At 60.4% G+C, this 22,950-nt stretch carries 17 protein-coding genes and 6 tRNA genes; 18 read left to right on the forward strand and 5 right to left on the reverse strand.

What is annotated here, in order from left to right; translation table 11 throughout:
* Positions 1–14: 14 nt before the first annotated feature.
* The 3 genes from WCA85_RS03185 to WCA85_RS03195 all read left to right on the forward strand — a co-directional run bounded on the left by WCA85_RS03185 (position 15) and on the right by WCA85_RS03195 (position 2,336).
* Positions 15–1,265, forward strand: a complete 1,251-nt coding sequence (locus WCA85_RS03185) for an aspartate kinase (protein ID WP_424061726.1) — start codon at positions 15–17, stop codon at positions 1,263–1,265.
* Between the two features lie 227 nt (positions 1,266–1,492).
* Positions 1,493–1,586 (forward strand) — tRNA-Ser (locus tag WCA85_RS03190).
* Between the two features lie 417 nt (positions 1,587–2,003).
* Positions 2,004–2,336 (forward strand): hypothetical protein, encoded by a 333-nt coding sequence (locus tag WCA85_RS03195; protein ID WP_424061727.1) that lies wholly within the window; start codon positions 2,004–2,006, stop codon positions 2,334–2,336.
* A gap of 179 nt (positions 2,337–2,515) precedes the next feature.
* On the opposite strand, the gene fabI is transcribed toward WCA85_RS03195, so the two are convergent.
* Complete coding sequence (gene fabI, locus WCA85_RS03200) at positions 2,516–3,307, reverse strand: enoyl-ACP reductase FabI (RefSeq protein ID WP_424061728.1); 792 nt, start codon at positions 3,305–3,307, stop codon at positions 2,516–2,518.
* 174 nt (positions 3,308–3,481) lie between these two features.
* On the opposite strand from fabI, the gene WCA85_RS03205 reads away from it, so the two are divergent.
* The 5 genes from WCA85_RS03205 (at position 3,482) to WCA85_RS03225 (ending at position 10,007) form a co-directional block, all read left to right on the forward strand.
* Positions 3,482–5,365 carry an extracellular solute-binding protein gene (locus tag WCA85_RS03205; protein ID WP_424061730.1) on the forward strand — a complete coding sequence of 628 codons (1,884 nt, stop codon included), beginning with the start codon at positions 3,482–3,484 and terminating at the stop codon, positions 5,363–5,365.
* A gap of 74 nt (positions 5,366–5,439) precedes the next feature.
* Positions 5,440–6,477: a microcin C ABC transporter permease YejB gene (locus WCA85_RS03210; RefSeq protein ID WP_424061731.1), complete on the forward strand. Its 1,038-nt coding sequence runs from the start codon at positions 5,440–5,442 to the stop codon at positions 6,475–6,477.
* 1 nt (position 6,478) lies between these two features.
* Entirely contained in the window at positions 6,479–7,585 is a 1,107-nt protein-coding gene (locus WCA85_RS03215) for an ABC transporter permease (protein WP_424061733.1), read from the forward strand.
* Positions 7,582–9,204, forward strand: coding sequence for an ABC transporter ATP-binding protein (locus WCA85_RS03220; RefSeq protein WP_424061734.1), 1,623 nt, complete (start codon positions 7,582–7,584; stop codon positions 9,202–9,204). The genes WCA85_RS03215 and WCA85_RS03220 overlap by 4 nt, the downstream gene beginning before the upstream one ends.
* Before the next feature lie 128 nt (positions 9,205–9,332).
* The gene (locus WCA85_RS03225) at positions 9,333–10,007 is read left to right on the forward strand and encodes a C40 family peptidase (protein ID WP_424061736.1); all 675 of its coding nucleotides are present in this window, start codon (positions 9,333–9,335) and stop codon (positions 10,005–10,007) included.
* A 127-nt stretch (positions 10,008–10,134) separates the two neighbouring features.
* On the opposite strand, the gene WCA85_RS03230 is transcribed toward WCA85_RS03225, so the two are convergent.
* Positions 10,135–11,106 carry a patatin-like phospholipase family protein gene (locus WCA85_RS03230; RefSeq protein ID WP_424061738.1) on the reverse strand — a complete coding sequence of 324 codons (972 nt, stop codon included), beginning with the start codon at positions 11,104–11,106 and terminating at the stop codon, positions 10,135–10,137.
* A gap of 430 nt (positions 11,107–11,536) precedes the next feature.
* Between WCA85_RS03230 and gltX the strand changes: the two genes are divergently transcribed.
* The 7 genes from gltX to WCA85_RS03265 all read left to right on the forward strand — a co-directional run bounded on the left by gltX (position 11,537) and on the right by WCA85_RS03265 (position 15,275).
* Positions 11,537–12,946, forward strand: a complete 1,410-nt coding sequence (gene gltX / locus WCA85_RS03235; RefSeq protein ID WP_424061739.1) for a glutamate--tRNA ligase — start codon at positions 11,537–11,539, stop codon at positions 12,944–12,946.
* Between the two features lie 121 nt (positions 12,947–13,067).
* Positions 13,068–13,143: transfer RNA gene (locus WCA85_RS03240), tRNA-Ala, on the forward strand.
* Positions 13,144–13,297: 154 nt separating this feature from the next.
* Positions 13,298–13,373 (forward strand) — tRNA-Glu (locus WCA85_RS03245).
* 104 nt (positions 13,374–13,477) lie between these two features.
* Positions 13,478–13,554, forward strand: a tRNA-Asp gene (locus tag WCA85_RS03250).
* 60 nt (positions 13,555–13,614) lie between these two features.
* A tRNA-Glu gene (locus tag WCA85_RS03255) sits at positions 13,615–13,690 on the forward strand.
* Between the two features lie 85 nt (positions 13,691–13,775).
* A tRNA-Asp gene (locus WCA85_RS03260) sits at positions 13,776–13,852 on the forward strand.
* Between the two features lie 451 nt (positions 13,853–14,303).
* Positions 14,304–15,275, forward strand: coding sequence for a hypothetical protein (locus WCA85_RS03265; RefSeq protein ID WP_424061740.1), 972 nt, complete (start codon positions 14,304–14,306; stop codon positions 15,273–15,275).
* 48 nt (positions 15,276–15,323) lie between these two features.
* On the opposite strand, the gene WCA85_RS03270 is transcribed toward WCA85_RS03265, so the two are convergent.
* The 3 genes from WCA85_RS03270 to WCA85_RS03280 all read right to left on the reverse strand — a co-directional run bounded on the left by WCA85_RS03270 (position 15,324) and on the right by WCA85_RS03280 (position 18,387).
* On the reverse strand, positions 15,324–15,764 hold the full coding sequence (locus tag WCA85_RS03270; protein ID WP_424061742.1) for a hypothetical protein: 441 nt from the start codon (positions 15,762–15,764) through the stop codon (positions 15,324–15,326).
* A gap of 277 nt (positions 15,765–16,041) precedes the next feature.
* Positions 16,042–17,124 carry an aldose epimerase family protein gene (locus tag WCA85_RS03275; protein ID WP_424061743.1) on the reverse strand — a complete coding sequence of 361 codons (1,083 nt, stop codon included), beginning with the start codon at positions 17,122–17,124 and terminating at the stop codon, positions 16,042–16,044.
* 45 nt (positions 17,125–17,169) lie between these two features.
* Positions 17,170–18,387, reverse strand: a complete 1,218-nt coding sequence (locus WCA85_RS03280; RefSeq protein ID WP_424061745.1) for a XylR family transcriptional regulator — start codon at positions 18,385–18,387, stop codon at positions 17,170–17,172.
* Between the two features lie 341 nt (positions 18,388–18,728).
* Here WCA85_RS03280 and xylA point away from each other — a divergent pair, with 341 nt between their 5' ends.
* From xylA to xylF, 3 genes are all read left to right on the forward strand, one after another.
* Positions 18,729–20,051, forward strand: coding sequence for a xylose isomerase (gene xylA, locus WCA85_RS03285; protein ID WP_424061746.1), 1,323 nt, complete (start codon positions 18,729–18,731; stop codon positions 20,049–20,051).
* 156 nt (positions 20,052–20,207) lie between these two features.
* Positions 20,208–21,686 carry a xylulokinase gene (gene xylB / locus WCA85_RS03290; RefSeq protein ID WP_424061747.1) on the forward strand — a complete coding sequence of 493 codons (1,479 nt, stop codon included), beginning with the start codon at positions 20,208–20,210 and terminating at the stop codon, positions 21,684–21,686.
* Positions 21,687–21,908: 222 nt separating this feature from the next.
* Positions 21,909–22,937, forward strand: coding sequence for a D-xylose ABC transporter substrate-binding protein (xylF, locus tag WCA85_RS03295; protein ID WP_424061748.1), 1,029 nt, complete (start codon positions 21,909–21,911; stop codon positions 22,935–22,937).
* The last annotated feature ends 13 nt before the right edge of the window (positions 22,938–22,950 follow it).

Genomic DNA, 22,950 nt, shown 5'->3' on the forward strand with positions numbered 1-22,950 from the left:
AGTTCAGAACGACAATGGCACTCATCGTACATAAATACGGCGGTACTTCGATGGGCTCGGTCGAGCGCATCAAGAACGTCGCGAAGCGCGTCGCGAAATGGCACAAAGCTGGCCACAAGATGGTCGTGGTGCCCTCGGCGATGTCGGGCGAAACCAACCGCTTGCTCGGCCTCGCGAAAGACATTTCGGCTCAGCCGAGCCCACGCGAGCTGGACATGATTGCCGCCACCGGCGAGCAGGTCAGCTCGGGGCTGCTCGCCATCGCCCTGCAGGAAGCAGGCGTTGACGCAGTCAGCTATGCGGGCTGGCAAGTGCCGGTCAAAACGGATAGCGCATTCACCAAAGCCCGCATCAGCGAAATCGACGGTGCACGCGTGCTGAGCGATCTCGAAGCGGGCAAAGTCGTGGTGATTACCGGCTTCCAGGGCATTGACCCGGAAGGCCATATCACGACGCTTGGGCGCGGCGGCTCGGACACTTCGGCGGTGGCGGTTGCGGCTGCGCTGAAGGCTGACGAGTGCCTGATTTATACCGACGTCGACGGCGTCTACACGACTGACCCGCGTGTGGTTGAAGAGGCACGGCGCCTGGACCGCGTGACGTTCGAAGAAATGCTGGAGATGGCAAGCCTGGGTTCGAAGGTGCTGCAGATCCGCTCGGTGGAATTCGCTGGCAAATATCAGGTAAAGACGCGCGTGCTGTCGAGCCTGACGGATCCGCTGATACCGCTCGAAGCCGAAATGACCTCGGGCACCCTGATTACTTTTGAAGAAGACGAGACCATGGAAAAAGCAGTCATCTCGGGCATCGCGTTCCAACGCGACGAAGCACGTATCGCCGTGATGGGTGTACCCGACAAGCCGGGCATCGCCTACCAGATCCTCGGTCCGGTGGCGGACGCGAATATCGACGTCGACATGATCATCCAGAACCAGAGCGTCGAGGGCAAAACGGCCTTCACGTTCACGGTGGGCCGCGGCGACTATCAGCGCGCCATGGACATTCTCACGGGTCAGGTCAAGGATCACGTGAAGGCCGAGCAGGTGCTGGGCGATCCGAAGGTGTCGAAGGTGTCGGTGGTCGGCGTTGGCATGCGCTCGCACGTCGGTATCGCGAGCACGATGTTCCGCACGCTGTCGGAAGAGGGCATCAACATCCAGATGATCTCAACCTCCGAAATCAAGATTTCGGTGCTGATCGACGAGAAGTACATGGAGCTCGCCGTGCGCGCGCTGCATAAGGCGTTCGAGCTGGATCAGGCGTAACGTCGCTGGCGGGTTTGCATGGCGAGTTTGTATAAATTCGCGTGAATTTGCGGGACAAACGGGGCGCTAAAAGAGCGCCCCGTTTGTTGTGCTGCGGCCATGCGAACAAATTGCGTCGGCGTTGACTAATCTGGCACAAAAAATGTCCGGTAGACATTGACCTTCGCCGTTTAGGCCGCTATTATCTTGGCTTCGTCGCGCTGACTCCCTGCGCGACCGAAAGTTTGGGAGACGTGGCCGAGAGGTCGAAGGCACTCCCCTGCTAAGGGAGCATCTGGGCCAAAACCTGGATCGAGGGTTCGAATCCCTCCGTCTCCGCCAGCAATGGCGGCTGAACCCCAAGAGATCGCGGTCTCTTGGGGTTTTGTTTTTTGTGGGTCGCATTGTGGTCGTTTGCGCGGAACGGAAAACTGTCTTTCGAGACGAACGGTTTGCCCGCTGAGCCAGAAAATGCATTTGCTTCGGATGCCGAAGCAAAACGCATGGTCGGGCGCCCGGGGTGATCGGCAGAAAGCGCGCGGTATGCCGTGTGCTCCTCGCTTGCGCCTGAATGACCAGTCCATGTGTTACGGCGGGGGTGGTTTTTCACAGAAACCTGGTCCTGTGTAACCAGACGTAACCAGGCGCTTCAGAGTGCGATGTTATGCATCAGTTCTTACAAACTTGAAATACGCGGATCGTTTCCTTGCGCTATATTTCGGCCAACAACACCACACACTTGTTAAAAAGGTGAATTCCATGAAGTCCGCTCGTCTTGTTCCGCTTCTCATCGGGGTCCTCGCGCTGGGCGCGTCGGGTGCAGCAATGGCCGGCGTGAGCGTGGGTGTCAACATCGGTATTCCGGCACCGGTCTACGTCGCTCCGGCGCCTGTGTATGCGCCGCCGCCTCCGCCGGTCGTTTATCAACCGGCTCCTGTCTATTACGGTGGCCCGGCTATCGTGATCGGCTGGCACGGCGACCGCTACTGGGACGGCCGTCGCTACTGGGGTCGTGACGACTGGTATCGCCATCACGGTGGCTATCACGGCGGTGGCGGTTACCACGACCATGACCACGGTCACTGGAACTAAGCTGCACAGGTTTGCTATGGCAAGCCTGAAAACAAAAAACCGCCGTTTTCCCGGCGGTTTTTTGTTGCCTGTTGCGTGAGACCAGAGGTTGCGCCTCAGCGCGTTACTCTGGTCCCACGGCAAAATGATGGCTGTTGTGCCCTGCGCGTTCAGCGCGCGCAAGTGAGCAGCGCACGCGATTACTCTGCGACGGCAGCCATGCCCCCCACTACGGAGTTAAAACCGCTATCGACGTGCAGGATTTCTGCCGTCACGCCAGCCGCCAGATCCGACAGCAGAAACGCTGCAGAATTGCCTACCTGCTCGATCGTCACGTTGCGCTTGAGCGGTGCATTGCCTTCGACGAAATCGAGAATCTTGCCGAAGCCCTTGATGCCGCTTGCCGCGAGCGTCTTGATCGGACCAGCCGAAATACCATTGACGCGCACACCTTTCGCGCCGAGCGAGACAGCCAGATAGCGCACGCTCGCTTCGAGCGATGCCTTGGCAAGACCCATGGTGTTGTAGTTGGGGATGGCGCGCTCTGAACCGAGATAGCTGAGCGTGAGCAGTGCCGCGTTCGACGAGAGCATCGGCAGAGCAGCCTTGGCGAGCGCTGGGAAGCTGTATGCGGAAATATCGTGGGCGATGCGGAAGTTTTCGCGCGTCATGCCGTCGAGAAAGTCGCCGGCAATCGCCTCACGCGGCGCAAAGCCGATCGAGTGGACAAGGCCGTCGAGGGTGTCCCAGCGTTCCTTGAGCGAAGTGAAGAGCGCTTCGATCTGCGCGTCGTCAGCCACGTCGCACGGAAATATCAGGTCGCTGCCGAATTCGGTCGCGAACTCGGTGATGCGGTCCTTGAAGCGGTCGCCGACGTACGTGAACGCCAGTTCTGCGCCTTCGCGCTTGCAAGCCTGCGCAATGCCGTACGCGATCGAACGGTTCGACAGGAGGCCCGTCAGCAAGATTCGTTTACCAGCGAGGAAGCCCATGAATTCTCCTAATGAAGTCAGCGCGCCGCGAGCTCAGATGTGCGGGATCGCGCGGGATTATTGGGTAGAATTCTCTCACATTGCAACTGCCCACTGACCAACAAGGCCCCTATGACAACTGGCTCGCGCTGGGTTCAAGCGCTGTGCGCAGGCTTATTGGCTACGCTGCACACCATGAATGAGAGGCTCTCGCGTGTCTGTTTGCCGGCTGTGCCACGCTCTTTGGCGCACGCTTTGCTGATCTTCTGTGCAGTCGGCGCTGCATCGCTGGCGGCCTCGCCGGCGCACGCGGCCTACGCGATCGCGCAATATGGCGAGCCGAAATATCCCCCCGGTTTCACACACTTCGACTACGTCAACCCGGATGCGCCGAAGGGCGGCACACTGGTACTGGCCAATCCGGACCGGCAAACGAGCTTCGACAAGTTCAACCCGTTCACGCTGCGCGGCAATGCAGCGCCGGGCATGGGCTTTCTGTTCGAGAGTCTCGCCACGGGAAGCTCTGACGAGGTTGCGACCGAGTACGGCTTGCTCGCCGACGACATTCGCATCGCGCCGGACGGCTTGTCGACCACCTTCCACATCAATCCGCACGCGCGTTTCTCGAACGGGGACCCGGTGACGGCGGACGACGTCAAGTTCTCCTTCGACACGCTAAAAAGCCCTCAGGCCGCGCCGTCGTTTGCGTCGTATTTTGCTGACATCACGCGAGCCGTGGTGGTCGATCCGCAAACGATCCGCTTCGAGTTTCGCGAGCACAACCGCGAGTTGCCGTTGCTCGCGGGCGGTATTCCCGTGTTCTCGCACAAGTGGGGTATGAAGCCGAATGGCACGCGAATTCCGTTCGATCAACTCGCGTTCGAAAAACCGATCGCGAGCGGCCCGTATCTGATCGAAAGCTACAGCAATGGCCGCACCATTACGTTCCGGCGCGATCCGAACTATTGGGGCGCGACGTTGCCGGTGCGGGTCGGCTCGAACAACTTCGATCGCATCACCTACAAGCTGTATTCCGACGACACTGCGCGCCGCGAGGCGTTCAAGGCAGGGGAGTACGACGCGATGGTGGAAATGGTTGCGCGCAACTGGGTGCGGCGCGATGTTGGCAAGCCATTCGACAACGGCGAATTGATCAAGCGTGAATTTCCGCAGCACAACGGCAACGGCATGCAGGGTTTCGTGCTGAATCTGCGCAAGCCGATGTTCCAGGACGTACGGGTGCGCAAGGCGCTCGATCTTGCGCTCGATTTCCAATGGCTCGACCGGCAGCTTTTCTACAACCAGTACACGCGGATCGACAGCTACTACGTCAATACCCAGTGGCAGGCCACCGGCACGCCGAGCGCGGGTGAACTGGCGTTGCTCAACCCGTGGCGCGGCCAGCTTGATCCGGCGGTGTTCGGCCCGATGCCGAAACAGCCCGACACCGATCCTCCCGGCTCGCTGCGAGCCAACCTGCTGCAAGCCCGCGCGCTACTCGCCGCGGCCGGCTGGACCTATCGCGACGGCGCGCTGCGCAATGCGCAAGGGCAGCCGTTCGTCTTCGAGATGCTGGACGATTCTTCCGGCGCGGCGGTGTGGCCTCCGGTAATTGCCACGTACCAGCGCAATCTTGCGAAGCTCGGCATTACGTTGAACTATCGTACGACGGATTTTGCCGTGTACCAGAAGCGCCTTGACGCGTTTGAGTTCGATGCAACGATCATCAAGGTGCCCGACGAGCAGGTGCCGGGGACCGACCAGGTGGAGCAGTTCGGCAGCAAGGCCGCCGATATCCCTGGCTCCAACAATCTGGGTGGCCTCAAGTCGCCAGCCGTCGACGCCATTTTGCGCGCGCTGGTTCAGGCCCAGACGCTCGAGCAACTGGTCGCCGCCACCCATGCGCTCGACCGGGTGTTGATGCATGGCTATTATGTGGTCCCGCATTGGTACAGTTCGGTGTGGCGCGTCGCGTTCAAGCGTGGCATGGCGTGGCCCCAAACCCTGCCGCTGTACTATTCAGCAGGCGACTGGATCACAACGAACTGGTGGTTCACGCCTACGCAGAGCAAACCTTGAAAACATTGCTGTTGCGTTTCGTTGGTCCCGTCCGTCATTTCAACGTATTGCGCTAGCGCATCGGAAACGCCGCCATGTGGAGCTACATCCTCAAACGCCTGCTGTTGATGATTCCGACTTTGCTCGGTGTGCTAACGCTGACCTTCGTCGTGATCCAGTTCGTGCCCGGTGGCCCGGTCGAGCAAATGACGCATGAGTTACGCAAAGGCGCGGAAAACGGCGCGCCGTTTGGTTTGCGTGCACACACCGGCGTCGACGCCAAACAGATTGAACAGCTCAAGGCGTTATACGGATTCGACAAGCCGCCGCTCGAACGCTACGGCCTGATGCTCAAACGCTTTGCAACCTTCGATCTGGGGCAAAGCTATTTCCGTCATCAAAGCGTGTGGTCGCTGGTGGTGTCGAAGCTGCCGGTGTCGATCAGCATCGGCTTGTGGACCTTCTTTCTCACATATCTGATTTCGGTGCCACTCGGCATTGCCAAGGCCGTGCGCAACGGCTCGCATTTCGACTTCGCCACCAGCCTGATCGTGCTGATCGGTTACGCCATTCCGGGCTTTGTGCTTGGCGTTCTGCTACTGGTGTTGTTTGGCGGCGGCTCGTTCCTGCAACTCTTTCCGCTGCGCAATCTCACGTCTGATAACTGGGCGCAGTTCAGTCTGGGTCACAAGATCCTCGACTATCTGTGGCACATCACGTTGCCGATTACGGCATCGGTGGTGGGTAGCTTCGCGGTCGTCACGATGCTGACCAAGAACGCGTTTCTCGACGAGATCCGCAAGCAATACGTGTTGACTGCGCGGGCCAAGGGACTCTCCGAGCGGCGCGTGCTGTGGAAGCATGTGTTTCGCAATGCGTCGCTGCCGTTGATTGTCGGTTTTCCAGGCGCGTTCATCGGCGCGTTTTTCACCGGCAGTCTACTGATCGAAACGTTGTTCTCCCTCGACGGCCTGGGGCTGCTGTCGTATCAATCCGTGGTGCAGCGCGATTATCCGGTGGTGCTCGGCACGCTTTATCTGTTCACGCTGATCGGTCTGGCCACCAAGCTCATCTCCGATCTCTGCTACGTCTGGGTCGATCCCCGGATTCAATTCGAACAACTGGAGCGCTGATTTGAGTCGAGCCCGTTCCCGAGCCGATCTGGCGCCGCGTACCGAGCCAGTGCGCGCCTTCGTGTCGCCGTCGCCGGCGCGCCGCGTCTGGCAGCGTTTTCGCAAGCAGCGTCTGGGCTACTGGAGTCTGATCGTTTTTCTCGTCGTGTTTGGGGCGAGTCTGGCCGCACCGCTGTGGTCCAACGACAAGCCGCTGGTGGTCCGTTATGACGGGCAAACGTATTTCCCGATGTTCAAGACATATCCGGAGACCGCATTTGGCGGCGACTTTCCGACACCGGCCGACTATCTCGATCCGTATGTTCGCGACCGCTTTAGCAAGCCGGGTAATTTCGCGCTGTATCCGCCCAATCCGTATTACTACGACACGCTCAACTACTTTTCAAAGGCGCCCAACCCGGCGCCCCCTTCGCGCGATAACTGGCTTGGCACCGACGACCGCGGCCGCGATCTGTTTGCGCGCCTGATATATGGGTTCCGCGTGTCGGTTGAATTCGCGCTGGTGCTGACGCTGATCGGCACCGTGCTTGGTATCCTGGCCGGTGCCGTGCAGGGCTTCTTCGGCGGACGTACTGATATCTTCGGGCAGCGACTCATTGAAATCTGGAGTGCGATGCCGGAGTTGTATCTGCTGATCATCTTCGCGTCGATCTTCGAGCCGGGTTTCATCCTGCTGATCGTGCTGTTGTCTCTGTTCGGCTGGATTGGTTTGTCCGACTACGTGCGTGCGGAGTTTCTGCGCAACCGCACCCAGGACTACGTGCGTGCGGCGCGCGCGATGGGACTGTCGAACTGGCAGATCATGTGGCGTCATGTATTGCCCAACAGTCTGACACCCGTTATTACGTTCCTGCCGTTTCGCATGAGTGGCGCAATCCTGTCGTTGACGAGTCTCGACTTTCTCGGTCTGGGTGTGCCGTCGCCCACGCCGAGCCTCGGCGAACTGCTCGCGCAGGGCAAGGACAACCTCGACGCGTGGTGGATTTCGTTGTTCACCTTCGGTGTGCTGGTCATCTTGCTGCTGTTGTTGACGTTCATGGGCGACGCGTTGCGCAATGCCCTCGACACCCGCATCTCCGATGCGATGCGCGCCGGAGGCAACCAGTGAGCGAAGCGCTAAAGCAAACCGTGGCAGGACCGTTGCTCGAACTCGATCGTCTGCGCGTGACGTTTGGCGACACGGTTGCCGTGAAGGACGTGACGCTCGCGATCGGACGTGGCGAGAGGGTGGCGCTGGTCGGTGAATCGGGCTCGGGCAAGAGCGTGACGGCGCTGTCGATCTTGCGTCTGTTGAACGATGCCGACGTGAGCGGGGCGATCCGCCTTGACCGCGAAGATCTGCTGGCAAAGAGCGAACGCGAGATGCAAGGTCTGCGCGGCTCCGCGATTGCGATGATCTTTCAGGAGCCGATGAGCGCGCTCAATCCGCTTTATACGGTCGGTGAGCAGATCGCGGAGACGATTGTGGTCCACGATGGCGTGCCGGCCAAAGAGGCGCGCAAGCGTGCCGTTGCGCTGCTCGCGCGTACGGGCATCACGGAGCCGGGCAAGCGCGTTAATAGCTACCCGCATCAGCTATCCGGCGGCCAGCGGCAACGCGCGATGATTGCGATGGCACTCGCCTGCCGTCCACGTCTGCTGCTCGCTGACGAGCCGACCACGGCGCTCGACGTGACGATCCGCGCCCAAATCGTTGAACTGCTGCTCGAACTACAACGCGACGAAGCGGAAAAGCGCGGCATGGCGGTGCTGCTGATCACACACGATCTAAATCTGGTTCGTCACTTTGCACAGCGGGTCGCGGTGATGGAAAAGGGCGTGCTGGTCGAGAGCGGTACGGTTGAGCAGATCTTTACGTCACCGCAGCATCCGTACACGCAGCGGCTACTGCAAAGCCGTCCGGAGCGCACGGTCGTGCCGGTGCTGCCCATTTCGCCCGTGCTGCTCGAGGCGCGTGATGTATCGGTCGAATTCAAAACGAAGCTGCCGGGTTTCGGCGGCTGGTTTCGCTCGGGACGCTTCCGCGCGGTGGCGGACGCGAGCGTGTCGGTGAGGCAGGGTGAGACGCTGGGTATCGTCGGCGAATCAGGGTCCGGAAAATCGACCCTCGCGATGGCGCTGTTAGGTCTGCAACGTACCGCTCAGGGCGAGATCGAATTTCAGGGCAGGCCGCTGTCGAGTTATCGCGGCGCGGAGCAGACCGCGCTGCGCTCCAACATGCAAGTGGTCTTCCAGGACCCGTTTAGTTCACTTTCGCCACGCCAGACCATTGAGCGCATCGTCGGTGAGGGGCTGGCTTTGCACCGGCCGCAACTCGACGCCGAAGCACGGCGCAACAAGGTAGTTGCCGTGCTGCGAGAGGTTGGCCTCGATCGCACGGTGCTCTACCGTTACCCGCACGAATTTTCCGGAGGGCAGCGGCAGCGCATCGCCATTGCGCGGGCGTTGGTGCTCGAACCGCGCATCCTGATCCTCGACGAACCCACCAGCGCGCTCGACGTGTCAATCCAGCAGCAGGTCCTCAAGCTCCTCACCGGGTTGCAACACAAGTACAACCTCGGGTTCGTTTTCATCAGCCATGACCTGGCGGTGATCGGCGCGATGGCGCATCGCGTGGCGGTCATGCAAAACGGTTCAATTGTGGAAACGGGCGAAGTGGAGAAGATTTTTGCGACACCGGCCCATCCTTACACTCGAAAGCTGTTGGAAGCCGCTTTGTCCGGCTGATATTCACCAATTGGGTGCGTGTCGCGATTGTATTTTTCTATTTGTTTTGACACGTGAATACTTACTGGCTAGTATCGACCAAACTTTTTTCCGTATCCCACTGATTTTTAGGCAAAAAATACCGACCAATGCAGCACCGAAACTTAACCCAGGCTTGCACGCGCGTCGTCGCCGGGATGTTCATTGGCGTACTGATGGCAGCAGCTCCCGGCGTGTTCGCCGACGAAGTAAGCAGTTCAAGTCAGAATGCTTCATTTTCGATCCAGGACGGGTCGAATTCCTTGTCCGCATCCCCTTTGCAAAATAGCAGCGCCGCTACCGATTCCAGTAGCGGCGCGCGTTCGTTTTTGTCTGGCATGGCCGGCAAAGCGGGCGATGTTGTGGTCGGCGCGCTAAATATGATTGGCGTGCGTTACCGCTGGGGCGGCAACACGCCGGATTCAGGGCTCGATTGCAGCGGCTTCGTGCGCTACGTTTTCCAGGACACGTTGGGCATGGCGCTGCCGCGCCGTGCTGAAGAAATGAGTCGGGTTGGCGAAAAAGTCAGCATGAGCGACCTGAAGCCGGGCGATCTGGTGTTCTTCAACACGATGCGCCGCACGTTCTCGCACGTTGGCATCTATATCGGCGACAACAAGTTCGTGCATTCGCCGTCCACGGGCAGCACGATCCGGGTTGACGATCTGGATGAAGGTTACTGGGAAAAGCGTTTTACGGGCGCACGCCGGATTGAGACTTCGTACCAGGGTGCGCAGGATCTGAAACAGCGCGTGAACGCTACGCTGAACGGCGGTAACAATTAAGTTCTCTGCTGAGAGTTGACAACCAGGTAGTCGCAAAAGGGCCTGCTTCTATTGAAGCAGGCTTTTTTATTGCCGTAATGCTGCATACACCCTTCAAGCGCGGTGCAGCGCCTCAGGTGCAACCCCGTTACGCTGCTGCCTGAATTGCCGCCAACTTGCGTTGCAACTCCGGCATGATGCGCGCGGCCGCTTCCTCGCCGGCCAGGATCGCCGCATTGCGCTGCGAAAAGTCACTGCCGCTCATGGCGGCCAGATTCGGGCGGATCACCACGTCGGCGTACTTGTCCAGTTCGTAGGCCTTGATGGTCTGGCCCATGATCGTGAACGTCTGCAGCAGCACGTCGAACGAACTCGACGTCAGGCCGCTTTCGGGGCGTTGCGAGATGTCGACGGCAATCACGAAGTCCGCGCCCATCTTGCGCGCGAACGATGCCGGCACGGGGCTTACCAGGCCGCCGTCCACATACTCGTGGCCGGCAATTTTCACTGGCTCGAAAATCGACGGTACGCTGCACGATGCGCGCACCGCAATTCCCGTATTGCCGCGCCGGAACAGGATGGGCTGGCCGGTGTTGAGATCGGTCGCGACCACCCCGAGCGGCTTGGCCATCCTTTCGATCGGACGGTTATTCAGCGTTTTGTTCAGGTAATCCTGCAGCGCCACGCCTTGCAGGAAGCCGCGAGTGCGAAAGGGCATGGCCCAATCGCTGATCGACGCTTCGTCCATGTTCAGCGCGAGCTTGTTGAGCGCGAAGCCGTTCATCCCAGACGCGTAAAGCGCGCCTACCACCGAGCCGGCGCTGGTGCCGGCCACCAGATCCACCTGGATATTGCGTGCCTCGAGCGCCTTGATGACGCCGATATGAGCGAAGCCGCGCGCGGCGCCGCCGCCGAGTGCGAGGCCAATGCGGATCGGCCGCTGCGGCTTGACGCCTGCAGGGGGTGCGACGGGCGGCGTAACCGGCGGCGTGGTGGACGCGAGATTCTCGCCGCTCTCGGGTCTGCTGCTGGTGGTGACCGTGCTGCAGGCGGTGAGCACGGCAGACGCCGCGGCAAGCGAAAAAATACGGCGGCTCAAACGGGGGGCGGACGAATTCAACGATTTCTCCAGCAACGGCGCCGGCTCCTGCGAGGATCGCCGTGCGGCCGCGTTTCACGCAAACAGGATCGCCGGCGGCGATCGTCACGCGCCGCGATCTGGCTCAGTCACGGCGCGCGCACATCATAAATCAAAGCGTTATCGCGGCGCGGCGCGCGTGAGGAAACGTTACAGAAACGTGGAGATGTGGGTTGGGGCGGCGGCTCGGAGGTAGAGGGCAAACCAAAAGCGGGCGAAGCACAAACGCGGGCAGACAGGGCGAGGAGGGAGAACGTCGGGAGGGGCGACAGGTATAATTCGCCTCTCGCATTTTTCATTCGTATCCGTGCAGGGTTGGCTTCGCTGCACGGGTGTGTTCCGCTGCCGCGCGTGCCGGCGCACGCTGGCGCTTTGCGCCGCGCAGCGTTGTCCGCTTTCCGAGTAACCGCACATGACCACCTCTGTTCGCACCCGTTTCGCACCGAGCCCCACTGGCTTCATCCACCTTGGCAACATCCGCTCTGCGCTGTACCCGTGGGCGTTTGCGCGCAAGTCCGAAGGCGTCTTCGTGCTGCGGATCGAGGACACGGACCTGGAGCGCTCCACTTCTGCCTCGGTGGACGCGATCCTCGAAGGCATGGCGTGGCTCGGCCTTGACTATGACGAGGGCCCGTTCTACCAGATGCAGCGCATGGACCGTTATCGCGAAGTGCTCAAGCAGATGGCAGAGCAGGGGCTGGTGTACCCGTGCTACATGTCGACCGAAGAGCTGGACGCATTGCGCGAGCGTCAGCGTCTCGCCGGCGAAAAGCCGCGCTATGACGGCACGTGGCGCCCGGAACCCGGCAAGACCTTGCCGGTTCCGCCGGCCGGCGTGCAGCCCGTGACGCGCTTTCGCAATCCGTTGACCGGCGTGGTCGCGTGGGACGACGCGGTGAAAGGGCGCATCGAAATCGCGAATGACGAGCTGGACGATCTGGTGATTGCCCGTCCGGACGGCACGCCGACGTACAACTTCTGCGTGGTCGTCGACGACATCGACATGCGCATTACGCACGTGATTCGCGGCGATGACCACGTGAACAACACGCCGCGTCAGATCAACATCCTGCGTGCGCTCGGCGCCGAGCCGCCGGTCTACGCGCACTTGCCGACCGTGCTGAACGAGCAGGGCGAAAAGATGAGCAAGCGTCACGGCGCAATGAGCGTGGTGGGCTATCGCGACGCCGGCTTTCTACCGGAAGCGGTGCTCAATTACCTCGCACGCCTTGGCTGGTCACACGGCGACGCGGAAATCTTCTCGCGCGAACAGTTTGTCGAGTGGTTCGATCTGGAGCACCTCGGCAAGTCGCCGGCTCAGTACGACCACGATAAGCTGAAGTGGCTCAACGCGCACTACATCAAGGAAGCGGATAACGCGCGCCTCGCGGATCTCGCGCGGCCGTTCTTCGCCGAGCTGGGTATCGATGAGGCAACGATCGCGCAAGGCGCTGATCTGGTCGCTGTGGTGGGTCTGTTGAAGGATCGCGCATCGACGGTCAAGGAAATCGCGGAAAACGCCGCAATGTTCTACCGCGAGCCTGCTCCCGAAGCCGACGCGCTGGCACAGCACGTCACTGACGCCGTGCGTCCGGCCATTGCCGATCTCGCAGCGGCCTTGAAGAGCGCGGAGTGGAGCAAGGAAAGCATCTCTGCCGCATTGAAGGCGACGCTCGGCGCACACAAGCTGAAGATGCCGCAGCTGGCGATGCCAGTGCGTCTGCTGGTGGCGGGCACGACGCATACGCCCTCCATCGACAGCGTGCTGATGCTGTTCGGTCGTGACGTGGTGGTCAAACGCCTTGAGAAGGGACTTGCCTGAGGCTAGCTGAATGGCCATGAGAGGGATTGCATGCGGCGTACAAAAAAAGTCGCATGTAATCACTCAAAGGGTATTTACAAAGCGAGATTTGCTCCTTAAAATCTCGTTTCTGTTCTGCAAGGGGGGTATAGCTCAGCTGGGAGAGCGCTTGCATGGCATGCAAGAGGTCAGCGGTTCGATCCCGCTTACCTCCACCATCAGAGCAGATTGAAGTCTTTTCCGATGTTTGGATCCTGTAGCAAAAAAGACTTCACAAACGGTAGCAAGGTAGTTAGAATATTGGTCTTTGCTGCTGACGAGTGAATTTAGCGTCAGTTGGCAGCAAGATAAAGACAGATCTGAAAAGATTATGTCCCCTTCGTCTAGAGGCCTAGGACATCACCCTTTCACGGTGAGTACAGGGGTTCGAATCCCCTAGGGGACGCCAAACACCAGCGTCGCTTTAGTGTTCCGGGTTAGTTCCCGGTTGGCAATAAGGCAGTGCAGCTTGCAGAGAAACGACCAACGCTCGCAAGCTAGGGTGTAAAGATTGGAGTGGTAGTTCAGTTGGTTAGAATACCGGCCTGTCACGCCGGGGGTCGCGGGTTCGAGTCCCGTCCACTCCGCCAGTCAAAGCCCGTTCATATGAACTTGAACGGGCTTTTTCGTTAAAGGTGTAAGCGTACGTTGTCCCCTTCGTCTAGAGGCCTAGGACATCACCCTTTCACGGTGAGTACAGGGGTTCGAATCCCCTAGGGGACGCCAAGACATCGGCATCGCTCGGTGAGCAGTTGAGACGATGCGGTTTGTGAGAAGGGGTCCACGCTCATAAGCGCCGGTGCAAAAATCTGGAGCGGTAGTTCAGTTGGTTAGAATACCGGCCTGTCACGCCGGGGGTCGCGGGTTCGAGTCCCGTCCGCTCCGCCAGAAAGCACGAAAGCCGTTGAATCTGAAAAGATTCAACGGCTTTTTTGTTTTCCCGGCTGTGATTGGGATCACTTAGGATTTCTCACGAGCACCGAATGCGTGCCTCGCAGATCAGAATCGACCCTCCCGCCGCGCACCAACTTCGATCAGCATACCAACGCGGAGCGCAGCGTAGCCGCTCGCTGGATACGAGTAATCTGCGCCACGTTTGCCGAGTCCAACACGCGCTCGAGGCATGGATTACCGGTCCGTCCTGATGTGCCTGTGTCTTGACCGTTCCTGCCTGGCGTGGGCGGTTGCAATGGTCGGACTAGCGAACGAGTATTGATGAGTGCTGTAGCGCTCGGGCGTGTCGAGTAACAACGCGGTGTGGCCTGGTTACCACTGCGTGCGACGCGCATCACGACGGTGCAAACAGGGCTTGAGCGGGTTTCGCGAGGAGGGCCGTTGGGTGGAAATCTTTCCTTGCACACTGGTCTATGTGGACGCCGACGCAGGCCGCAGTCCGAATGCCGCGAGCAAAGACCCGCTGTCGTATGTCGATCAGGCAGTTGGCCTGAACCGGAGTCTTTTGCGGGCCGGCATGCCGCGTCTGAATATCATCACCAACACGCCCGATCAGATCGACAAGCGGCTTGCTACGTTCGCACAGGAGGCGCACCCCCGTGTGCATCAACTGGTGATGACCATTGACCTGCCCAAGGCCACGCCGTTTTACGCCGCTCACTTCAAGCTCGATCTGATGGATCAGTTGGCGCACGCGTTGCCTGATGACACGCTGATGCTCTTGCTCGATGCGGATATGGTCGCAATCCGGCCCCTGAATGACGACCTCATCACGCGCTGTGCGGACGCGGGCATTGGGGTGTTCGATATCTCGGACCAGGTCTTTTCTGCCTACGGTTCTGCCTCCGTGATCAACGATCTGGAGATCGTGGCGAACCGGCGTTTGCGCAACCCGCGTTGGTACGGCGGCGAATTCATGCTGGCTACGCCGCTGACGTTGAGCCGCCTCGTTTCACTCGCGCGCGAGTATTACGCGCGCTATCTTCTGGAGAGCGGACGCCTGCTGCATCACGGGGACGAGACGTTTATTTCCGCGGCCTTGAACACGCTTGCCGACGAGGGACAGGGCATGGTCGAAGTAGGTGCCTATCAGGCCATTGGCCGACATTGGTCGGGCAACTGTTATCGCAATCTCGCATGGTTTCGCAGTTGCTCATTCGTGCATCTGCCTGCGAGCAAAGCGTTTCTCGAACGACAGTCGCATCAGGCGACGTTCGTGCCGGTGCGTTTTTGGCGCAGCGTCTTGATCGCCCACTGGTTGTGGCGAGGACGTCTGGCGATCAAGCGGCTGCGTGATTCACTGAGAGCGTCGACGCAAAAGAAGCCGCTAGCACCGACGCCGCGTTCAGCTCGCTAGCGACCTGGGTTTGCATCACCTGCGAAGACGATACAAACCCGCTTGCGTTCAGTTTGAGTTGGCCTGCCTGGCATCGAACGTCACCGTGATCGACGCCGCATACTGGGGCACCGTGATCATCGCATCCTGATCGCCGTCATCACCGCCTGCCGCGAAATGGAACTGCGGTCGGGGAATCTGCGTCTTCGAGGCTTTGATGGTCGTGACGACCGGCGCATAGCCAGGCTTCTCGCATTTGATCTGCAAGTCTGAATCCGAGCGCCGTACCTCCACGCTATCGGGCGCCGTGAGTGACCAGTCGCCCTTCGCATTGGTCAAGATGCATTTCGCATCGGCGACCGGACCGTTGGCATCCACTACGCTGATCGACAGCGTTTCGCGGTCTCTGTTCTCCCCGCCGTTGTTGTTATTCGTCGCGCCGTTGACGGTGACCGCAGGGGCGGACTGCAGAAACGAGGGCGCTCCGACGTTCGCGGCGAAGGCATACATCGAAAACAGAGAGACGGTTGTCGCAATTGCTGCTGTTAGCTTCTTGTTAATTTTCTTCTCCTTTGGCAAAAACGCAAGGCCGATGCGTGCACGTAAACGTGCCGCCTGGCGGCGGCATCGCAAGGACTCTATCACGCCGATTTAAGCTTGAATTCATGCGCGAGTCACTGCAGGAGTCACCCATTGATGACCCTATGGCAACAGCCTGCGCTGCAGCGAAGGAGAGCGTTGCTTGAACCTCGATGTTGCACGCAATAGCGTCGAGATTCGGTCCGTGTCAAAGCCCCGAACGAACCCCCAGGCGGTACTGCGTGACGTGACGGTAGGTCTCGCCCGGCCTCAGCACGACCTGCTCGTGATCGGCCATGTTGATCTGGTTGGGAAAGCCGCCCGCTTCGAGACAGAGACCCGCGTAGCGCGGATGCGTCACGCCGCCCCGACCCTTGAGTCCTGCAAGATGGTTGCCGGTGTAAAACTGCAAGCCCCATTGATCGGTAAGCACGCTCAGTTCGCGCCCGGAGGCAGGATCGTAGACGCGCGCCACTTCACGGACCGGCTGCGTGCCGGTCGCCGGGTCGGCCGCATCATCACGCAAAACGTAGCAGTGGTCGAAACCCTGCGCGAGTGCGAGTTGCTCGTTCGGCCAGTCGAGCCGCGCGCCGAGCGGCGCGCTTTGGCGAAAGTCGAACGCATTGCCCGCAACCTCGGCGCGTTGTGTTGGAATCATCTCCGCATCGACCTCGTAGAACTGGTCGGCATCGATGGAGACGACGTGCCCACGCACATCGCTCGCCGCGAGCCCCGACAGATTGAAATAGGGGTGGCTCGTCAGATTGAGCGGCGTCGGCGCATCGGTGATCGCTTCATAGTCGATGGTCAACGCGCCGTCGTCATCCAGCGTATAGCGCACCTGCACCGTGACGTGGCCAGGAAAGCCCGCGTCGCCTTCAGGCGATTCGAGCCGCATCACGAGTGCGCCGTTATCTTCGCTTGCGTCCCAGCGCAGACGGTTGAACCCGATGGTGCCGCCGTGCAAGAGGTTGTTCCCCTCATTGCGATCGAGCGTGTACTCGATGCCGTCGAGCGTAAAGCGCGCCGCCGCGATGCGATTGGCCCAGCGTCCGATCAGACCGCCCATGTAAGTCGTCGCGGCCAGATAATCGGCAGGCGTGTCGTGCCCCAGCAGGATATCGCCGAGCCGGCCGGTGCGGTCCGGCGCGTGCCAGGACACCAGCGTCGCGCCCAGATCGCTGATGGCGACCTTCATGCCGTGTGCATTGCGCAAGGTAAAGAGCTGGACCGGGTCGCCGCCGGGCACTGTGCCCCAAGGCTCGGAGGAGAATTGTGCGTGACTGATCATGGCGGCGAGAGAAAAAGATCCTGATAACTGGGAAAAAGGGTACGGCTAGCCGGGCGTCGCTTCAGACTTCGCGCGTTCCTGATATTCGCGCGGCGTGCAGCCCAGCTCACGGCGAAACACCGCATACATGTACTGCAAAGACGTAAAACCGCAGCGGATCGCAACCTCCGCGCTCGATGCATCGCCTTTGGCGAGCAAGGCCTTGGCGGCATCGAGCTTGTGACGCAGGATCTCCTGGTGCACGGTGCATTGCAACTCGCGCCGAAAATATTCTTCGAGCGAAGAGCGCGACACGCCGACGTAATCGGCCACCTGTTCGGTGCGGATACCCTGGCAGCCGTACTGCCGGATAAAGTGCCGCGCGCGCATCACGTAGGGGCTCGTGAGCGGCTGGTGACGGGTCGATTCGAGCACGTTGATGCCCACAGGCGGCACGCGGATACGGCGGCCCGGAAAGCGTGCGCCATGCAGCATCTGATGCAGCACGTGAGCCGCCGTGCGTCCCATCTCGTCAGTGCCCTGAATCACGGACGAAATCGGAATGCGCGTGAGTGTGCGGGTGAGAGGATCGTTGTCGATACCGATGATTGCCACCTGCTCGGGCACTGCAATGCCGGCTATCAGACAGGCCTGCAGCAGATGCCGCGCGCGGGCGTCGGTGACGGCGATGATGCCGACCGGCTTGGGCAACTTTTCGAGCCAGGCGGTGAGTTGTTCGGTGGCCTGGTTCCAGGCGTGAGCGCTGGTCGACAGGCCGCGATAGATCTCGGCGTCGATGGCTTCGGGTTCGCGCCCTTCAGCGGCGCGCAAGTTCGCGAAGGCCAGTTCGCGTTGCTGTGCCCAACGGTTTTCCGGTGCTTGCGGCAAGCTGTACAACGCGAAATGCGCGAGCCCTGCGCCAATCAGATGCGAGTACGCTAGCGACACCAGCTTGGCGTTATCTGTAGCGATGTAGGGCACTTCGGGCGGGTAGAGCGACTCGTCTTCGTACGACGAACCCACCGCCACCACCGGCAGCGGGCAACCGCGCAGCGCTTCGCATACGGCGGGGTCGTCGAAGTCGGCAATGATGCCGTCGCCGTCGAAGCGTTCGATGCCTGTCAGCCGGCAACGAAAGTCCTCTTCCAGGAACAGGTCCCACGCCACGCGTGTAGAGAGCAGATAATTGCCGATGCCGGTAATGATCTCGCGGTCATACACCTTGTTCGCGTTGAACAGCAGGGCGATCCGATGCGGCGTCTGAGGCGTCTGGGGTCGGGTCATCGCGGTAGATGGCACGAGGGGCCGAACAAGCCGCCGCGCCAGCGTCTCCAATAGGGTGCGGCGGGTTACGCCACACCGGTTTTTTAAGCGTCTGGTTATTTTAGGCCGGTATTTCGTTCCGTGTGGACGCGAACCCGACGCGCGGTGAGAAACATTACCCGGCCTGCGCAATTTCGCAATTGCCGCGGGGCCTCTCACACTGGCAGCATGGCGTCACCTTGTCGAACCCGGCCCGCCGATGTTGTACGGGTTGCGCTGCAACAATAACAGTAACCATCTTTAATGGGACCGGAGTTGGCGTGTTAGCGCTTACCCTGGTCGACCCCAAAAAGGAGACACTGATGTCCTACTTCGAACACATCCCGACGATCCGCTATGAAGGCCCGCAATCGGATAATCCGCTGGCCTTTCACCACTACGACCGCAGCAAGCGCGTGCTCGGCAAAACGCTGGAAGAACATTTGCGCATCGCCGTGTGCTACTGGCACACATTTGTCTGGCCGGGCGTGGACATCTTTGGACAGGGCACCTTCGAGCGTCCGTGGCAGCAACCGGGCGACGCGATGGAGCGGGCGCATCAGAAAGCCGACGCCGCCTTCGAACTGTTCTCGAAGTTAGGGACCCCTTATTACACCTTCCACGATACCGATGTCGCACCCGAAGGCCATAGCCTTAAGGAGTACAGCGAAAACTTCGCGCGCATCACCGATTACCTTGCACGCAAGCAGCAGGATAGCGGCGTGAAACTGCTGTGGGGTACCGCGAACCTGTTTTCCCATCCGCGCTATGCGGGCGGCGCGGCAACCAGCCCGAATCCGGAAGTGTTCGCTTTCGCCGCTACGCAGGTGTGTCATGCGCTCGACGCGACGCAACGTCTGGGCGGCGAGAACTATGTGCTGTGGGGCGGCCGCGAAGGCTATGACACGCTGCTCAACACGGATCTCGTTCGCGAACGCGAACAGTTCGCGCGCTTTCTCGGTATGGTTATCGAGCATTCCCACAAGATCGGCTTCAAGGGTACGCTGCTGATCGAGCCGAAACCGCAAGAACCGACCAAGCATCAATACGATTACGACGTTGCGGCAGTGCATGGCTTCCTGACGCAATACGGCTTGCAGAATGACATTCGCGTCAATATCGAGGCCAACCACGCTACGCTCGCCGGCCATTCGTTTCATCACGAGATCGCGACGGCGTTCGCACTCGGTATCTTCGGCAGCGTCGACGCGAACCGTGGCGATCCGCAAAACGGCTGGGATACGGACCAGTTTCCGAACAGCGTCGAGGAACTGACGCTGGCGTTCTACGAAATCCTCAGACACGGCGGCTTCACGACCGGCGGGATGAATTTCGACGCGAAGGTGCGACGTCAAAGCGTCGATGCCGAAGACCTGTTTTACGGCCACATCAGCGCAATCGACAACCTGGCGCTGGCAGTCGAACGCGCGGCGGTGCTGGTCGAAAACGACCGACTCGAGAAATTCAAGCGTGAGCGCTACGCGGGCTGGGAGACGGATTTCGGCCGCAAGATTCTCTCTGGCGGATATTCGTTGTCGACGCTGGCCACTGATGCCCTTGGCCGCGGTCTGAATCCGAAGCACGCGAGCGGTCAGCAGGAACGACTCGAAGGTGTCGTAAATCAGGCGATCTACGGCTTGCGCTAAGCGAGCTCCTTTATAGGTGGCCACGCCTGGCCACGCTTTTGCTGCGCATAGTCTGATGCGCAGCAAAAGTACGAAAAAACATTAGGATCACTAGCCAGTTTCGCAATTGCAGACAGGCAAGCGAAGCGCACACTTGCGCAAAACGAGGGTGGAGACATGTTTATCGGTATCGACCTCGGCACGTCGGGCGTCAAAGCCGTGCTACTGGATCGCGACGGCCGCGTGCGCTGCACGGCGACGCATGCGTTGTCAGTGAGTCGTCCTCAACCGCGCTGGTCGGAACAGGCGCCGCAGGACTGGTGGGATGCCACCACCCGCGCGCTTGCCGACCTGCTGGAGCAAGCACGCGCAGAGGGCATTGGCCCTGAGCAGATAGAGGCGTTGGGCCTGACGGGCCAGATGCATGGCGCAACGCTGCTCGACGCGCAAGGCGACGTGCTTCGTCCTGCGATTCTCTGGAACGATGGACGCTCGGATACGGAATGCCGCGAACTCGAGATCGCAGTGCCGCAACTGCGGCAGATCGCGGGCAATTTGGCCATGCCGGGTTTTACGGCGCCCAAACTGTTGTGGGTGCGCAAACACGAACCGGAGATCTTTGCACGCATTGCTCACGTTCTATTGCCAAAGGACTATCTGCGTTACCTGCTCACAGGCGATTTCGCCACCGATCCATCGGATGCGGCAGGGACGCTGTGGCTCGATGTCGCCCAGCGCGACTACAGTAGTGCGTTGCTGACGGCATGTGGACTGTCACGTGAACAGATGCCCGAGGTCTTCGAAGGCAATCGCATCACGGGCACGCTCAAGCCTGAACTGGCGCGCCGATGGGGCCTCGCTGAAATCCCGGTGATTGCCGGAGGCGGGGATAACGCCGCGGGAGCGGTGGGTGTGGGCATTGTCCGGCCGAAGCAGGCGATGTTGTCGCTCGGCACCTCTGGGGTATATTTCGCGGTCTCCGACGGCTTTCTGGCGAATCCGGCCTCTGCGGTGCATAGCTTCTGTCACGCATTGCCGCAGACATGGCATTTGATGTCGGTGATGCTCAACGCGGCCGGATGTATCGACTTCACCGCGCAGTTGACTGGCTATGCCGACGTCGCCGCGCTGCTGGCCGATGCCGAAGCGAACGCACGCGATCGACGTCCGTGGTTTCTGCCGTATCTGACGGGCGAGCGCACGCCGCACAACAACGTCAACGCGAAGGGGGTCTTCTACGGCTTGGCTCCCCAGACAGGCCGCGCGGATCTGGCGAACGCCACGCTCGAAGGAGTGGGCTTTGCACTGCTCGACGGCATGGACGCGCTGCACGCGGCAGGGCTCGTGCCTGACGACATTTCGGTGATCGGTGGCGGTTCACGCAGCGCCTATTGGACACAGATGCTCGCGGACATCTCCGGGCGTCCGCTCACCTTGCGCGCAGGCGGCGAAGTGGGGCCCGCGCTAGGCGCAGCGCGCCTAGCGCATTTAGCGCTGGAGCCGAATGCGTCGCTCGATGCGATCTGCCCGACGCCGGAGATTCTCGCCGTGCGTGAGCCTGATATGGTGCGTCACGCGTGGTACCAGAACGAACGACGCCCGACGTTTCATGCGCTGTATCGGGCGCTTGAACCGGTGTTTGCTGCGGATGCCTAGCGCAGACGAAATGCTGCGCGTGGGATAAACAGGTTGCCCTTGCACTATTAAAGCAGTGCGATGGCAAGCACGTAACACAGAGGATACCTAATAAATAATAAAGCACGGCCGCCCTGGCCGTGTCGCAAAGGGGTAGTGCTTCGTTGTCGTGAATCCGGCCGCGCGCTGAGCCGCGCGGGCCGTCCAGTCCGGTATTGCCGGTTATAAAGAGAGGAGTGAGACATGAAATTCGCAACGCGTCGTTCCGTTTTGAGTTCGCTCGTGTGTGGGGCGGTGCTCGCCAGTTTGTCGCTTGCCGCACCGCTCGCGCATGCGAGCAAGGAACATCCGGAAATCGGTTTCTGTATCGATGATCTGCGGGTCGAGCGCTGGTCGCGCGATCGCGACTATTTCGTCGCTGCGGCGGAAAAGCTCGGCGCCAAGGTGTCGGTGCAATCGGCCGATGCGAGTGAAGAGCGGCAGATCTCGCAGATCGAAAACCTGATTTCGCGCGGCGTCGATGTGATCGTGATCGTGCCGTTCAATTCGAAAACGCTGGGCAACGTCGTGGCCGAAGCGAAGAAGGCCGGCATCAAGGTGGTGTCCTATGACCGCCTGATTCTCGACGCCGACATCGACGCCTACATCTCGTTCGACAACGAGAAGGTTGGTGAACTGCAGGCGCAAGGCGTCTACAACGCGCAGCCGAAGGGCAACTACTTCCTGCTCGGCGGCGCACCGACCGACAACAACGCGAAGATGTTGCGCGAAGGCCAGTTGAAGGTGCTCCAGCCGGCTATCGATAAGGGCGACATCAAGGTGGTCGGTCAGCAATGGGTGCCGGAGTGGAGCGCATCGACTGCGCTACGCGTCATGGAAGATGCGTTGACGGCGAACAACAACAAGATCGATGCGGTCGTGGCATCGAACGACGGCACCGCAGGCGGCGCGATTCAGGCGCTGGCGGCACAGCATATGGCCGGCAAGGTACCGATCTCGGGTCAGGACGCCGACCTCGCCGCTGTCAAGCGCGTGATTGCCGGCACACAGACCATGACGGTCTACAAACCGCTGAAGCTGATTGCCGGGGAAGCCGCCAAGCTCGCCGTGCAACTGGCGAAGGGCGAGAAGCCCGCTTTTAACGCACAGTACGACAATGGCAAGAAGAAGGTCGACACGGTTCTGCTGCAGCCGACGCTGCTCACCAAGAGCAATGTCGATGTTGTCGTGAAGGACGGGTTCTACACCCAGGCCCAACTCGCGAGCCAATAAACGGGACGCACGC

Source organism: Paraburkholderia sp., from assembly GCF_049581445.1.
Taxonomy (GTDB): Bacteria; Pseudomonadota; Gammaproteobacteria; order Burkholderiales; family Burkholderiaceae; genus Paraburkholderia.

Bases quoted from the DNA above. Each gene is read 5' to 3' on its own strand.
- WCA85_RS03185 (WP_424061726.1), top strand. From the start codon at position 15: ATGGCACTCATCGTACATAAATACGGCGGTACTTCGATGGGCTCGGTC.
- WCA85_RS03195 (WP_424061727.1), top strand. From the start codon at position 2,004: ATGAAGTCCGCTCGTCTTGTTCCGCTTCTCATCGGGGTCCTCGCGCTG.
- fabI (WP_424061728.1), bottom strand. From the start codon at position 3,307: ATGGGCTTCCTCGCTGGTAAACGAATCTTGCTGACGGGCCTCCTGTCG.
- WCA85_RS03205 (WP_424061730.1), top strand. From the start codon at position 3,482: ATGAATGAGAGGCTCTCGCGTGTCTGTTTGCCGGCTGTGCCACGCTCT.
- WCA85_RS03210 (WP_424061731.1), top strand. From the start codon at position 5,440: ATGTGGAGCTACATCCTCAAACGCCTGCTGTTGATGATTCCGACTTTG.
- WCA85_RS03225 (WP_424061736.1), top strand. From the start codon at position 9,333: ATGCAGCACCGAAACTTAACCCAGGCTTGCACGCGCGTCGTCGCCGGG.
- gltX (WP_424061739.1), top strand. From the start codon at position 11,537: ATGACCACCTCTGTTCGCACCCGTTTCGCACCGAGCCCCACTGGCTTC.
- WCA85_RS03270 (WP_424061742.1), bottom strand. From the start codon at position 15,764: ATGTATGCCTTCGCCGCGAACGTCGGAGCGCCCTCGTTTCTGCAGTCC.
- WCA85_RS03275 (WP_424061743.1), bottom strand. From the start codon at position 17,124: ATGATCAGTCACGCACAATTCTCCTCCGAGCCTTGGGGCACAGTGCCC.
- WCA85_RS03280 (WP_424061745.1), bottom strand. From the start codon at position 18,387: ATGACCCGACCCCAGACGCCTCAGACGCCGCATCGGATCGCCCTGCTG.
- xylA (WP_424061746.1), top strand. From the start codon at position 18,729: ATGTCCTACTTCGAACACATCCCGACGATCCGCTATGAAGGCCCGCAA.
- xylB (WP_424061747.1), top strand. From the start codon at position 20,208: ATGTTTATCGGTATCGACCTCGGCACGTCGGGCGTCAAAGCCGTGCTA.
- xylF (WP_424061748.1), top strand. From the start codon at position 21,909: ATGAAATTCGCAACGCGTCGTTCCGTTTTGAGTTCGCTCGTGTGTGGG.